At 60.1% G+C, this 13,594-nt stretch carries 16 protein-coding genes; 9 read left to right on the top strand and 7 right to left on the bottom strand.

Annotated elements, in window-relative coordinates:
- Positions 1-72: 72 nt before the first annotated feature.
- Positions 73-351 carry a hypothetical protein gene (locus ACIOUG_RS17350; RefSeq protein ID WP_003228098.1) on the bottom strand — a complete coding sequence of 93 codons (279 nt, stop codon included), beginning with the start codon at positions 349-351 and terminating at the stop codon, positions 73-75.
- Between the two features lie 194 nt (positions 352-545).
- On the opposite strand from ACIOUG_RS17350, the gene ACIOUG_RS17355 reads away from it, so the two are divergent.
- Complete coding sequence (locus tag ACIOUG_RS17355) at positions 546-752, top strand: hypothetical protein (protein ID WP_027612213.1); 207 nt, start codon at positions 546-548, stop codon at positions 750-752.
- 196 nt (positions 753-948) lie between these two features.
- Here the strand turns inward: ACIOUG_RS17355 and ACIOUG_RS17360 are convergent, their stop codons facing one another.
- Complete coding sequence (locus ACIOUG_RS17360; RefSeq protein WP_003228101.1) at positions 949-1,533, bottom strand: YajG family lipoprotein; 585 nt, start codon at positions 1,531-1,533, stop codon at positions 949-951.
- 205 nt (positions 1,534-1,738) lie between these two features.
- On the opposite strand from ACIOUG_RS17360, the gene ACIOUG_RS17365 reads away from it, so the two are divergent.
- Together ACIOUG_RS17365 and mqo are read left to right on the top strand one after the other, a co-directional pair.
- The gene (locus ACIOUG_RS17365; RefSeq protein ID WP_003228102.1) at positions 1,739-1,972 is read left to right on the top strand and encodes a hypothetical protein; all 234 of its coding nucleotides are present in this window, start codon (positions 1,739-1,741) and stop codon (positions 1,970-1,972) included.
- Positions 1,973-2,679: 707 nt separating this feature from the next.
- The gene (mqo, locus tag ACIOUG_RS17370; RefSeq protein WP_401067207.1) at positions 2,680-4,188 is read left to right on the top strand and encodes a malate dehydrogenase (quinone); all 1,509 of its coding nucleotides are present in this window, start codon (positions 2,680-2,682) and stop codon (positions 4,186-4,188) included.
- Positions 4,189-4,338: 150 nt separating this feature from the next.
- On the opposite strand, the gene ACIOUG_RS17375 is transcribed toward mqo, so the two are convergent.
- The 3 genes from ACIOUG_RS17375 to ACIOUG_RS17385 form a co-directional block, all read right to left on the bottom strand.
- The gene (locus tag ACIOUG_RS17375) at positions 4,339-4,626 is read right to left on the bottom strand and encodes a PA4642 family protein (RefSeq protein WP_401067208.1); all 288 of its coding nucleotides are present in this window, start codon (positions 4,624-4,626) and stop codon (positions 4,339-4,341) included.
- A gap of 63 nt (positions 4,627-4,689) precedes the next feature.
- Positions 4,690-5,169, bottom strand: a complete 480-nt coding sequence (locus ACIOUG_RS17380; protein ID WP_401067210.1) for a hypothetical protein — start codon at positions 5,167-5,169, stop codon at positions 4,690-4,692.
- Positions 5,170-5,347: 178 nt separating this feature from the next.
- Positions 5,348-5,905 (bottom strand): hypoxanthine-guanine phosphoribosyltransferase, encoded by a 558-nt coding sequence (locus ACIOUG_RS17385; protein ID WP_003228116.1) that lies wholly within the window; start codon positions 5,903-5,905, stop codon positions 5,348-5,350.
- 161 nt (positions 5,906-6,066) lie between these two features.
- On the opposite strand from ACIOUG_RS17385, the gene upp reads away from it, so the two are divergent.
- Entirely contained in the window at positions 6,067-6,705 is a 639-nt protein-coding gene (gene upp, locus ACIOUG_RS17390; protein ID WP_003228118.1) for a uracil phosphoribosyltransferase, read from the top strand.
- A 2-nt stretch (positions 6,706-6,707) separates the two neighbouring features.
- The gene (locus ACIOUG_RS17395) at positions 6,708-7,982 is read left to right on the top strand and encodes a uracil-xanthine permease family protein (protein WP_003228120.1); all 1,275 of its coding nucleotides are present in this window, start codon (positions 6,708-6,710) and stop codon (positions 7,980-7,982) included.
- 152 nt (positions 7,983-8,134) lie between these two features.
- Here ACIOUG_RS17395 and hemH read toward each other — a convergent pair whose 3' ends face one another.
- Both hemH and ACIOUG_RS17405 read right to left on the bottom strand, forming a co-directional pair.
- Positions 8,135-9,160, bottom strand: coding sequence for a ferrochelatase (gene hemH, locus ACIOUG_RS17400; protein WP_401067212.1), 1,026 nt, complete (start codon positions 9,158-9,160; stop codon positions 8,135-8,137).
- 13 nt (positions 9,161-9,173) lie between these two features.
- On the bottom strand, positions 9,174-10,076 hold the full coding sequence (locus ACIOUG_RS17405; protein ID WP_401067214.1) for a TIGR01777 family oxidoreductase: 903 nt from the start codon (positions 10,074-10,076) through the stop codon (positions 9,174-9,176).
- 197 nt (positions 10,077-10,273) lie between these two features.
- On the opposite strand from ACIOUG_RS17405, the gene ACIOUG_RS17410 reads away from it, so the two are divergent.
- The 4 genes from ACIOUG_RS17410 to ACIOUG_RS17425 all read left to right on the top strand — a co-directional run bounded on the left by ACIOUG_RS17410 (position 10,274) and on the right by ACIOUG_RS17425 (position 13,590).
- A complete protein-coding gene (locus tag ACIOUG_RS17410) occupies positions 10,274-11,260 on the top strand; it encodes an NAD(P)/FAD-dependent oxidoreductase (protein ID WP_401067215.1) in 987 nt (328 codons plus the stop codon).
- Positions 11,257-11,472, top strand: coding sequence for a TIGR02450 family Trp-rich protein (locus ACIOUG_RS17415; protein ID WP_103485753.1), 216 nt, complete (start codon positions 11,257-11,259; stop codon positions 11,470-11,472). The genes ACIOUG_RS17410 and ACIOUG_RS17415 overlap by 4 nt, the downstream gene beginning before the upstream one ends.
- Positions 11,473-11,686: 214 nt before the next feature.
- Positions 11,687-12,649, top strand: coding sequence for a YbgA family protein (locus tag ACIOUG_RS17420; RefSeq protein WP_401067218.1), 963 nt, complete (start codon positions 11,687-11,689; stop codon positions 12,647-12,649).
- Positions 12,649-13,590, top strand: a complete 942-nt coding sequence (locus tag ACIOUG_RS17425) for a MerR family transcriptional regulator (protein ID WP_401067219.1) — start codon at positions 12,649-12,651, stop codon at positions 13,588-13,590. The genes ACIOUG_RS17420 and ACIOUG_RS17425 overlap by 1 nt, the downstream gene beginning before the upstream one ends.
- Positions 13,591-13,594: the final 4 nt, after the last annotated feature.

Consider the following 13,594-nt stretch of genomic DNA (forward strand, 5'->3'; position numbering starts at 1 on the left):
AGCCTGCGGCAGCTCCTACAGGGAAATGATGTACACCCTGTAGGAGCTGCCGCAGGCTGTGATCTTTTGCTTTCAGAAGCGCGTGCTGATCCAGGAAACGATCAGGGCCAGGCCAAGGCAGGCAAAACCGAAGCGGTAGAAAAAGCGGTTCATGCGCAGCGTCGCCCAATCCAGAATCGGTTCGGCATTCGGTTGCGCCTGGCGTTGCGCGGCGATGCTGGCCAGGGCGCGTTGTTCACGGCGGCGGGTCGCGTGCAGCAGCCAACTGCCGGGGAAGGCCAGCGCCAGCGCCAGCAGGTTGATCAATTTGGCGGGATGGGCGGTAAACAGCGTCATCAAGTGCAGCGACATCACAGACCTCGGAACTGAATCGGTGTGGCAGGCGCCAGATCGACGACCGCGGCGCGGATTCTACCGAAACACTCCGCCACCACCCTACCCTTTGCGACAAATAACCTGACAATCGACCGATGGCTGCCCTGTGTCACGGCATCGTCATTTACATCGGCCACCATGCGCGCCTCGAAACACACATGGAACGCGACATGCTTCACGCCGAAAACCAGGATCGCCTGTACCTCATCACCCCGACCGACGAACAACAAAGCCTCGTCGGCAGCCTCGCCTTCAATGTTCAGGATCGCCACTGGCTGGTGTATTGCGCGCTCGGCGGGCATCAGCATGCGGATCTGCCGGAGACTGACCTGCTGACCGGTGTGAGTGTTCTCGACTTCTACTCCCAGGCTGCCTGAATAACACCGCCCCCCCTGTAGGAGCTGCCGCAGGCTGCGATCTTTTGATCTTGTTTTTAAAAATCAAAGTCAAAAGATCGTCCGAACGCGGCCCGAACCTGCGGCAGCTCCTACAGGGGATTAGCGTCGAACTGCAGGCATGAAAAAGCCCGGGGCCATCACTGGCACCGGGCTTTTTTCACATCTGCCGCGAAGCTTACTCGGCGAGGATCTGACCCACGGTCGGGTCCTTGAACAGGCGGGTCAACGCATCGCTCAACACGTCGCTGACCAGTTTGGTGTTGGTTTCCTGGTTCGGCGCCATGCCGAAGCGCTGGTCCAGCGAAGCACCGTAGCGGCCGCTGTAGCGACGGTTGCCGCTCTGCACGTCGGAGCGGAAGGTCGCGCCGATGGTGGCTTCGGTCACGTACATGCCTTCTTTCGGCGACTGGTACTTCAGCTCGGTCAGGGTCACGGTCAGTTGCGGCGCGTTCATCCCGTTGCTGGTTGGGGTGAAGCCAAGCAGACGCACGGCGGCTTCAGCCTGAGCCTGCAATTTCGGCAGGATCTGCTCGCGCTGCACAGTGATCGCGCTGGTTTCCGGGTACAGGCCGCCACGGGTGCCGAGGGTTGGCGACGGACGACCGTCAACCACGCGCACCACCACTTGCTGGCCATGGCCGACCGGGGCCAACTGCGTGGTCAGCTTCGGTTCCGGGCTCAGTTGTTGCGGGCTGTGGGCGCAGCCAACCAGGGTCAAACTGGTCACAGTGATCAAACCGAACAACAGGCGTTGCAACATGCTCTTTTCTCCAGAATCAGGCACAAACAGGCCGGCAGTATAGCGGTGGGCCACTGCGGGTCACCAGCACCCGACAGTGAATACTCAAATGTCTGACCCAGCCGTGGGAATGCGGTTCCTGTCACAGATTATTCACCGCCCATACACCTTGGCGTCACGGCCGCCCGGCAAGCTTCAAACCAGTCCCCCAACAAGGTACTCGGCCATGCGTTATCTGATCTCGTTGTTCGCTCCACGCCCGCTGCACCGCAGCTTTGCCCTGCTCGACCGCAACGGTCATTGCCAGGCATTCAAGCAGTGCAGCCTGCAACCGATGGGCGATGGCTGGGTGGAAATCGAAGAAATCCGTCTCAACTGGTTACACCAGCCACTGCCCGCCAGCGCCCGCGTCATACCGTCGCAGCCCCGCGCACGCGTGCAAGCGATGTTGAGCATCTGACCGGATGCCTAATAAAAGTCATTAAACACGAGCAACTGCGCGCATTTCTTCGATACAATCTCCCCCCGATTATAAGGACGTCTCCTGATCGGGCCCCGCAACACCGGCAATGCCCAGCATTAGCCATCAAAATCGCCCACAGAGAGCCGCCCACACAGATCGAGTGAAGTTGGCGCGCTTGCCTGTTCTTCCGGCAAAACCCCGCTTTTCGCGAATCTGCAGAGCTGTCATACGCTCGGCCACCGCGTTGTTTTGCCTTTGCGGGCACGGTGCCAGGCCTGGACAGCCCTTTTTTGAGGTTCACGTCTTCAAAAGAGCGTGAAAAAAACGGGTTTTCACAACTTCACAAGAGTGTGGCGAGCAAATGAATAGTTTTGCGTCTGAACATGCACCATTAGCGTCTGAAACAGCCCAACGACACAGGACCGGGGATACCTCGAACATCGGAGCCTGAAGCCTGTCCGCTACGGATTTGGTTGCACAAAAACGGATGTCTCGACCATAAGTCGAATTGCCAGCCGCGTGCTGAAATGAGTTCATGCAACTCTTGAAGCCAGGCCGCCTGCATCCGTCGAAGTTGCGAAAAATTGCGAAGATTCGGACATGGCGAACCTGGCCATGGGTATCTGGGGCGCAACTGACCTGCCCCGTCACTCCCTGGCAGCCATGCCGACAATTTGGTGCTGCAGATTTTGGAGACGCGTTAAATGGCGCATAACGAAGCAGTCGACGTAGTTCTGGTTGGGGCCGGCATCATGAGTGCCACCCTGGCAGTACTGCTCAAAGAGCTCGACCCGGCGATCAAGCTGGAAGTCGTCGAGCTGATGGATTCCGGTGCTGCGGAGAGTTCCAACCCGTGGAACAACGCCGGTACCGGCCACGCCGGCCTGTGCGAGCTGAACTACACGCCGCAGGCAGCCGACGGCAGCGTCGACATCAAGAAAGCCGTGCACATCAACACCCAGTTCGAAGTGTCCAAGCAGTTCTGGTCGTACCTGACCAAAAAAGGCACCTTCGGCTCGTGCAAATCCTTCATCAGCCCGGTGCCGCACCTGAGCTTCGTCCAGGGCGACAGCGGCGTGTCCTTCCTCAAGTCACGCTTCAACGTGCTGAGCAAGCACCACGCCTTCGCCGACATGGAATACACCGAAGACAAGGCCAAGATGGCCGAGTGGATGCCGCTGATGATGCCGGGCCGCTCGCCGGATGAAGTGCTGGCCGCCACCCGCGTGATGAACGGCACCGACGTCAACTTCGGCGCGCTGACCAATCAGTTGCTCAAGCACCTGACCAGCGCACCGGATACCCAGGTCAAATACTGCAAGCGCGTCACCGGCCTCAAGCGTAACGGCGCCGGCTGGACCGTCAGCATCAAGGACGTCAACAGCGGCGCCAGCCGTGAAGTCGACGCCAGGTTCGTCTTCCTCGGCGCTGGCGGCGCGGCCCTGCCGCTGCTGCAGGCTTCGGGCATCGAAGAAAGCAAAGGCTTCGGCGGCTTCCCGATCAGCGGGCAGTGGCTGCGTTGCGACAACCCGGAAGTGGTCAAGCACCACCAGGCCAAGGTCTACAGCCAGGCGGCAGTGGGTTCGCCACCGATGTCCGTGCCGCACCTGGACACCCGCGTGGTCGACGGCAAGAAATCCCTGCTGTTCGGACCATACGCCGGTTTCACCACCAAGTTCCTCAAGCACGGTTCCTTCATGGACCTGCCGCTGTCGGTTCGCGCTGGCAACATCGGGCCGATGCTGGCGGTGGCGAAAAACAACATGGACCTGACCAAGTACCTGGTCAGCGAAGTGATGCAGTCGATGGAGCAGCGCCTGGAATCCCTGCGCCGCTTCTACCCGGAGGCGAAAGCCGAAGACTGGCGCCTGGAAGTGGCCGGCCAACGGGTACAGATCATCAAGAAAGACCCGAAAAAGGGCGGCATCCTGCAATTCGGTACCGAACTGGTTGCGGCGAAAGACGGCTCTCTGGCTGCACTGCTCGGCGCTTCGCCAGGTGCTTCGGTGACCGTTTCGATCATGCTCGAGCTGATCGAGAAATGCTTCCCGGCCAAGGCCAAGGGTGAGTGGGCAGCCAAACTGGCGGAGATCTTCCCGGCCCGCGAGAAGGTCCTGGAAACCGATGCTGCGCTGTATCGCAAGATCAACACGCAGAACAACATCGCGCTGGAACTGGTTGAAGAAAGCAGCGAGACCCCAAGCTTCGCTTGATCTTGCAGCATAAAAAAACGCCCCGTACTCAGTGAGTGCGGGGCGTTTTTTTTATGGCCCTGAAAAGCAAAAGATCGCAGCCTTCGGCAGCTCCTACCCAGGGTTTGTGTTCAACCTGTAGGAGCTGCCGAAGGCTGCGATCTTTTGATCTTAACCGCGAGCCTTGTCGATCAGCTCGATGTACTCAGGGGCATTGCGCTGATCCTTGATCTGATCAACAAACGTCTGGCCCTGCTCATCCTTGCCATCCAGGTCGTAACCGGCCGCCACGAAGAATGTCAGGAAGCGCTCGAAATCGTCGATGCGCAGGCCACGGTAAGCCTTGACCAGTTTGTGCAGCGACGGCGAAGTGGCGTCGACCGGCTCAAAATCGAGGAACAGCTTGATCTGCTCATCGCCGATCTCGTCACCAATCACCTGTTTCTTATCTTTACGCATTGCCGACTCCAGCTCGCAGACATTACACGGGGCGGGCAGTTTACCCCTGCCCAGCCACCCGGCTCAACGCGAACGAACGGCCCCGGTGTGCAGATCGGCCCAGATGTGGCCGTTGGCGTAGCTGAGGAACTGCACATACACGGTGTCGTTACGCAGCAGGTCGATCACCACCCGGTACTGGGCCAGCGGGTAGAACAGGGTCAGGGTTTTGCTCTTGTCGTCATAAACCGGTTTTTTCAGGCTTTTGCTTTCGCCATCGAAATTGACCAGCACCTGGGTGATGGTCGCGCCCTTGTTCAGCGACTTGCCCTTGAGGCGGATCATCAGCGGCGACGTGACCGGAATCGGTTGCTGGTTGGACTGGCGTTGTGCGCCCACCACCACCGAATAGTCGGTGACTTGCAGCAGTTGTTGCTGCTCGGGTTCGGCATCACGCAGCGTCAGGTCGTCCGGTGGCAGGAACTGACTGTGCATCGGCGCGGCGGCCAGGGGCAGGCTGAGGGTCAGCAACAGGGCGGCAAGGCTGCGGATCAGAAGGCTCATGACAGGCTCCGGGGGCGGGGCCGAGCACTCTAGCATGGGGAACGCGGATGGATCAGCACACACAAAACAACTGTAGGAGTGAGCCTGCTCGCGATAGCGTCGTATCAGTCAACTTCAACATTGCTGACAGACCGCTATCGCGAGCAGGCTCACTCCTACAGGGGATAATGCCGGGGTCTTACATGCCTTTAACGGCAAAGATCCCGTTGGCGTTGCGCCAGTAGCCTTTGTAGTCCATGCCGTAACCGAAGATGTAACGGTCAACGCATGGCAGGCCGACGAAGTCTGCTTTCAGGTCAGGACGCGCCTTGCGGTCGTGATCCTTGTCGATCAGCACGGCGGTGTGCACTTTGCGCGCGCCGGCGTGTTTGCAGAAGTCGATGATCGCGCCCAGGGTGTGACCTTCGTCGAGGATGTCGTCGATGATCAGCACGTCGCGGTCGATGAACGAAACTTCCGGCTTGGCTTTCCAGAACAGGTCGCCGCCGCTGGTTTCGTTGCGATAGCGGGTCGCGTGCAGGTAGGACGCTTCCAGCGGGAATTGCAGGTGAGTCAGCAGTTTGCCGGAGAAGATCAGGCCGCCGTTCATCACGCAGAACACCACCGGGTTGCTGTCGGCCAGTTGTTCGTTGATTTGTGCACCGACGCGGGCGATGGCGGCCTCGACTTCAGATTCGGTGTACAGGCAGTCAGCCTCTCGCATGATTTGACGGATATGCTCGAGATCAGCGGACATGGCGCTCTCCAGGGGGATGTTTTCGGAAAAGCGGGCAAAGGTACGCATCCCGTGAGGTCGAATCAAGCCTTAATGGACTAACGTACTCAATGTCCTATAGGACATCACCCTCGGATAGATTAATCTAGGCCGGTTTTTTTGCCCGCCGCCGGAGTTTTTCCATGCCCATCCTCGAGATCCGCCATCCGCTGATCCGCCATAAACTCGGCCTGATGCGCCGCGCCGATATCAGCACCAAGAATTTCCGTGAGCTTGCTCAGGAAGTCGGCGCTCTGTTGACCTATGAAGCTACAAAAGATTTGCCGCTCGAATCCTACGATATCGCCGGTTGGTGCGGCACTGTGTCGGTGGAGAAAATCGCTGGCAAGAAGATCACCGTCGTGCCAATCCTGCGCGCCGGCATCGGCATGCTCGAAGGCGTGCTGAGCCTGATCCCGGGTGCCAAGGTTTCCGCTGTGGGCGTTGCCCGCAATGAAGAAACCCTGCAAGCGCACACTTATCTGGAAAAACTGGTTCCGGAAATCGACGAACGGTTGGCGATGATCATCGACCCGATGCTCGCCACCGGCAGCTCCATGGTTGCGACCATCGACCTGCTGAAGAAAGCCGGTTGCAAGGACATCCGCGCAATGGTGCTGGTGGCCGCGCCGGAAGGCATTGCCGCCGTGGAACAGGCTCACCCGGACGTGACCATCTACACCGCCTCCATCGACGAGCGTCTGAACGAACACGGTTACATCATCCCAGGGCTTGGCGATGCCGGTGACAAGATCTTCGGTACCAAGCAGAAGGACGCGTGAGCATGCAGCAAGAGTTCAACGATCCGCTCTGGCGCACGGTGCTGTCCGGCGCCCAGATGCTGTTCGTGGCTTTCGGCGCCCTGGTGCTGATGCCGCTGATCACCGGGCTTGACCCGAACGTGGCACTGTTTACCGCAGGTCTGGGGACGATTTTGTTCCAGATTGTCACCGGGCGTCAGGTGCCGGTGTTCCTCGCGTCGAGCTTTGCCTTCATCACCCCGATCATTCTCGCCAAGGGCCAGTTCGGCCTCGCCGCGACCATGGGCGGTGTGATGGCGGCCGGTTTCGTCTACACCTTCCTCGGTCTCGCCGTGAAGATCAAAGGCACCGGTTTCATCGACCGGCTGCTGCCGCCGGTGGTGATTGGTCCGGTGATCATCTCCATCGGCCTGGCCATGGCACCGATTGCCGCGAACATGGCGATGGGCAAGGCCGGCGACGGTTCGGAACTGATCCACTACCAGACCGCGATGATGATCTCGATGCCGGCGCTGCTGACCACGTTGATCGTGGCGGTGTTCGGTAAAGGCATCTTCCGTCTGGTGCCGATCATATCCGGGGTGCTGGTGGGTTTTGCCATGTCGTTCTATTTCGGCGTGGTCGATACCGCGAAGATTGCGGCGGCGCCATGGTTCGCCCTGCCGCACTTCACCGCGCCGGAGTTCAACTGGCAGGCGATCCTGTTCATTGTTCCGGTCGCCCTGGCCCCGGCCATCGAGCACATCGGCGGCGTGATCGCGGTGGGCAGCGTGACCGGTCGTGACTACCTGAAGAAGCCAGGCCTGCACCGCACCCTGCTGGGTGACGGCATCGCCACCACGGCGGCCGGCCTGTTTGGCGGCCCGCCGAACACGACCTACGCCGAAGTGACCGGCGCGGTGATGCTGACCAAGAACTACAACCCGAAAATCATGACCTGGGCGGCGATCTTCGCCATCACCCTGGCGTTCATCGGCAAGTTCGGCGCACTGCTGCAAAGCATTCCGGTGCCGGTGATGGGCGGGATTCTGTGTCTGTTGTTCGGTTCGATTGCGGCGGTGGGGATGAACACCTTGATCCGCCACAAGATCGACCTCGGCGAGGCGCGCAATCTGGTGATCGTGTCGGTGACTCTGGTATTCGGTATCGGCGGTGTGCTGGTCGGCACCGGTACTGGCCCGGACGACTTCGGCCTCAAAGGCATCGCGCTGTGCGCGGTGGTGGCGATTGCGCTGAACCTGATTCTGCCGGGCAATGATGGCTGGAAGAACAAGAAGGCGGATGAGCCGCTGATCTAAAATCTGGCTCATTATCTGTGGCGAGGGAGCTTGCTCCCGCTTGACTGCGAAGCAGTCATAAACTCGGCGGATGCGGTATTTCTGTTAACCGCGTCCGCAGGGTTTGGGGCTGCTTCGCAGCCCAGCGGGAGCAAGCTCCCTCGCCACAACAGCTACAGGGCCAACGGCGCTCGTTCGCAGAGGGTCGCCAACGCCTTCGCCCATTGCGGCTCGTCATTCAGGCATGGCACCAGCACCAACTCCTCGCCCCCCGCTTCGCGGAACTGTTCCTGGCCGCGATCACCGATCTCTTCCAGCGTCTCGATGCAGTCGGCAACGAATGCCGGGCACATCACCAGAATCTTTTTCACGCCGCTTTTCGCCAACTCATCCAGCCGCGCTTCGGTGTAGGGTTCGATCCACTTCGCCCGCCCCAGACGCGATTGAAAAGACACCGACCATTTGCCATCGGCAATACCCGCGCGCTTGGCGAACTCGGAGGCGGTGCGCATGCACTGGGCGCGGTAACAGGTGGTCAGGACTGCCGGCGAGGCATTCTTGCAGCAATCCGCGTTTTTCAAGCAGTGATTGCCAGTGGGATCAAGCTTGGTCAGGTGCCGCTCCGGCAAGCCATGGAAGCTCAGCAGCAAATGATCGTAGTCCTGCTGCAAATGCGGCGTGGCGCTGGCGACCAGTGCGTCGATATATTCCGGCTGATCGTAAAACGGTTGCAGCACTGAAAGCTGCACATCGAGTTTGTTCTCGCGAACCACCCGCCTGGCTTCTTCGATCACCGTGGTCGTGGTGCTGTCAGCGAACTGTGGATAAAGCGGCGCCAGGGTGATGCGTTTGTGCCCAGCCGCGGTCAGTTGCAGCAACCGGGTTTCAATCGACGGCTCGCCATAACGCATCGCCAGTTCCACCGGCCCGTGGCTCCACTGGGTGGTCATCTGCTGTTGCAGACGGCGACTGAGCACCACCAGCGGCGAGCCCTCCTCCCACCATATCGAAGCGTAGGCATGGGCCGACTGCTCGGGGCGCTTGATCAGGATCAGCGACACCAGCAAGCGCCGCACCGGCCACGGCAGGTCGATCACATACGGGTCCATCAGAAATTGATTGAGGTAGCTGCGTACATCGGCCACCGAGGTGGAGGCCGGGGAACCCAGGTTGACCAGAAGCAAGGCGTGATCGGTCATGCATCGTCCTATTTCAAAGGCGGCCGGAGAGATCATCCAAAGCCGCGCGCAAATCCGTGAACTGGAAAGTGAAACCCGCTTCCAGCAAGCGTGCCGGCATGGCCCGTTGGCCACCCAGCAACAGCAAAGACATTTCGCCAAGCCCGACCTTCAGGGCCAGGGCCGGCATCGGCATGAACGCCGGGCGGTGCAGCACGCTGCCCAGCGTCTTGGCAAATTCGCGATTGCGCACCGGTTTCGGTGCGCAGGCATTATAAGGACCGCTCGCCTGATCGCGGTGCAGAAGAAAATCAATCAGGGCGATTTGATCGTTGATATGAATCCACGGCATCCACTGCCGGCCATTACCCAAAGGCCCGCCCAGCCCCAGTTTGAACATCAGAAGCAGGCGCGACAAAAAGCCGCCCTCGGCTGACAGCACCAGCCCGGTGCGCACCAGTACCACGCGGATGCCCTGAGACTCGGCACGTTGTGCGGTTTCTTCCCAGGCGATGCACAACTGGCTGGCAAAGTCGTCGATCACTGGCGGCGAATCTTCGGTCAGTTCGCGCTCGCCCCCGTCGCCGTACCAGCCGACCGCCGAACCGGAGATCAACAGCGCCGGTTTCTGCTCGCGTGTTTCCAGCCAGCCCAACAGGGTTTCGGTCAGGGTAATGCGGCTGCTCCACAACAACGCCTTGCGCCGATGGGTCCATGGTCGATCAGCGATCGGCGCACCAGCCAGGTTGACCACCGCGTCCAGCGGCTCGTCGCCGAACTCTTCTAGACGCGCAATCGCGCGCACTTGCGCGCCGCAGATTTGCGCGACTTTTTCCGGGCGTCGACTCCATACCGTCAATTGATGGCCCTGCTCCGACCAGTGTCGGCAGAGCTGACGGCCTATCAAACCAGTACCGCCGGTCAGCAATATGCGCATGACTTCTTCCTCGCGTGGCGTTTTACCCGGATCACTAGTCTATTTTTATAAGCAGGGATCTTTTCTATCGGGCAGGCTCTATTGTTTAACCATAGGCCAAGCTGTCAGAACGAGAACGCTAGAAGTTATACCAAAAAACAAAATTGTACAGGTTTCATTCACGGCGTAGTCTGTACAGAAAGGTAAACGAGGCCCCTATGACTGTACCTATCGCAATCATCGGCACCGGCATCGCCGGACTCTCCGCCGCCCAGGCGCTGACAGAGGCCGGGCACACCGTCCAGCTGTTCGACAAAAGCCGCGGCAGCGGCGGACGCATGTCGAGCAAGCGCAGCGACGCCGGTTCGCTGGACATGGGCGCGCAATATTTCACCGCCCGCGACCGGCGCTTCGTCACCGAGGTGCAACGCTGGCAAAGCCTGGGTTGGGTCGCCGAGTGGCAACCGCAGCTCTACACCTTTCAGGGCGGACAATTGAATCTGTCGCCGGACGAGCAGACCCGCTGGGTCGGCACGCCACGCATGAGCGCGATCACCCGAGGCTTGCTCGACGGCCTGGAAGTGCACTTCGCCTGCCGCATCACTGAAGTCTTTCGCGGAGAAGAACACTGGCACCTGCAGGACGCCGAAGGTTTCACCCACGGTCCCTTCAGCCACGTGGTGATTGCAACGCCAGCACCACAAGCCACCGCATTGCTGGCAGCGGCGCCAAAACTGGCCGGTGCGGCCGCCGGGGTGAAAATGGACCCGACCTGGGCCGTCGCCCTCGCCTTCGATACCCCCCTGGATACGCAGATCGAAGGTTGCTTCGTGCAGGACAGCCCCATCGACTGGCTGGCGCGCAACCGCAGTAAACCGGGGCGCGACACCACTTGCGACACTTGGGTGCTGCACGCCAGCAGTGCCTGGAGCCGGCAACACATCGACCTGTCCAAGGAAGCGGTGATCGAGCAACTGCACGGTGCTTTCGCCGAACTGCTGCACAGTGCGATGCCCGCGCCGACCTTCAGCCTCGCCCACCGCTGGCTCTATGCACGGCCTGCCACCGGCCACGAATGGGGCACGCTGGCCGATGCTGATCTGGGCCTGTACGCCTGCGGCGACTGGTGCCTGTCCGGCCGCGTCGAAGGCGCCTGGCTCAGCGGTCAGGAAGCCGCGCGCCGCTTGCATGAGAACCTGCAGTGAATCGTATCAATCCGCAAAAACTGCTGCTGTCGAAGTGGACAGCAGCCCACCCGCAAAACCGCGAAAAACATTTTCTGGTGACCGAGCTGTTCCGTGATGAGGAAGGTACGGTGCTGGAGATTGAGTTGCAGGCGGTGTTGACCAAGCGCGCCGAACGCCTCGATTGGCAGACGCTGAAGAACAACGATCACTGGTTACTGGGCTGGAAATGATTTCCCTGTGGGAGCGGGCTTGCTCGCGAAAGCGCTGTGTCAGTCACATTGATCCAGCTGGGCTGGCGCCTTCGCGAGCAAGCCCGCTCCCACAGTCGATCGTGTAAACCTGGAAAAACTTATACAAATGATTTGACTTGTACACGCATGAATCTATGCTGAGAAAAAGTTGTACAGATATAACTGTCTGTACAGGAATAGATTCGAGGTGCACATGTCCGACCTTTCCGTTTCCCGGCCAAAAATCGCCATCAGCGCCTGCCTGATGGGCGCAGAAGTGCGTTACAACGGCGGGCACAAGGAATCGCGCCTGTGCAGCCGCACCCTGGCCGAACATTTCGAATTCGTCCCGGTGTGCCCTGAAGTCGCCATTGGCCTGGGTATCCCCCGTGAACCGATCCGCCTGGTCGGGGATGTGGACGCTCCCCAGGCTATCGGCACGGTCAATCCGCAAATCAATGTCACTGAACCGCTGGCCGCCTACGGGCAGAAAATGGCCGGTGAACTCGATGACATCTGCGGCTACATCTTCATGCAGCAGTCGCCTTCGTGCGGTCTGGAGCGGGTCAAGGTCTATCACGCCAACGGCGCACCGGTGAACGGCGGCGGCCGTGGCATCTATGCCCAGGCGTTCTGTGCGCAACACCCCGACCTGCCGGTGGAAGAAGCCGGGCGCCTGAACGATCCGGTGCTGCGGGAAAACTTCATCACCCGTGTGCTCGCCTACAGCGCCTGGCAGCAGGTGCTCGAACAAGGCTTGAGCCGCCGCGCACTGACCGAATTCCACTCGCGCTACAAATACCTGCTGATGGCGCACAACCCGGAGCAATACAAAGCCCTGGGCAAACTGCTGGGCAACATGGGCAAGACCAATCCGGTCGAACTCGGCCCGCGCTATTTCAGCGAGTTGATGAGCGCGTTGAAGAAATGCGCCACCCGCCGCACCCACAGCAATGTCCTGCAACACATCAGCGGCTACCTGAAACAGGCGATCAGCCCTGAAGACAAACAGGAAATGCAGCATGTGATCGGCCAGTACCGTCACGGCATCGTACCGCTGGTGGTGCCGTTGACCCTGCTCAAACACCACTTTCGCCAACACCCGGATCCGTACATCGCGCAACAGGTGTACTTGCAGCCGCATCCGGAAAACCTCAGCCTGCGAAACGCCATTTGATGAACGACAAACTCGACACCAGCGCTCAGGAAGACCTGGGTGCCGACTTCAAGAAAGCCCTCGACGAGGGCTGGCTGCCGATCCGCGAAGTGGCGCGGCAGACCGGCGTCAACGCCATCACCCTGCGCGCCTGGGAGCGTCGTTACGGGCTGATCGTGCCGCAACGCACGCCCAAGGGCCATCGCCTGTATTCCAGCGAACATGTGCAACAGATCCTGACCATCCTCACCTGGCTCAACCGGGGCGTGGCAGTCAGTCAGGTCAAACCATTGCTCGACTCCCCGCAGGTCTTCACCGAAACCGTGGAAAACGACTGGCAGCGCCAGCGTCAGGTGTTGCTCGACGCGGTCACGCGCCTCAACGAACGCGGGCTCGACGACAGCATCAACCAGGCCATGGCCCTGTATCCGCCACGCACACTGTGCGAGCAATTGCTCCTGCCGCTGCTGGCCGAACTGGAGCAGCGCTGGCAGGGCCAGTTCGGAGCGCAGATGGAACGGGTGTTCTTTTATTCCTGGTTACGCAGCAAATTCGGCGCACGCATCTACCATAACAATCGACAGTTACACACTGCGCCTTTGCTGTTGATCAATCACTCGGACCTGCCACTGGAACCGCACCTGTGGCTATGCGCGTGGCTGATCAGCAGCGCCGATTGCCCGGTGCAAGTGTTCGACTGGCCGCTAACGGCCGGAGAACTGGCGCTGGCGGTCGATCATCTGCAGGCGCGTGGTGTGCTGCTGTATTCCAGCAAGGCGATGAATCTGGCACAGCTGCCAAAACTGCTGAATGGCGTCAGTGTCCCCACATTGCTGGTCGGACCAACGGTATGCATCCACCAGACCGAGTTGTCCGTAAGAACGGGTGAAACCGCTGATTTGATCCTGGCCGAAGACCCGCTCTCGGCGCATCAGGAACTGGTTCAGCGTGGACTGATTTAATGGA

Origin of the sequence: Pseudomonas sp. NPDC087803, from assembly GCF_044742995.1 — a bacterium.
Classification (GTDB): domain Bacteria; phylum Pseudomonadota; class Gammaproteobacteria; order Pseudomonadales; family Pseudomonadaceae; genus Aquipseudomonas.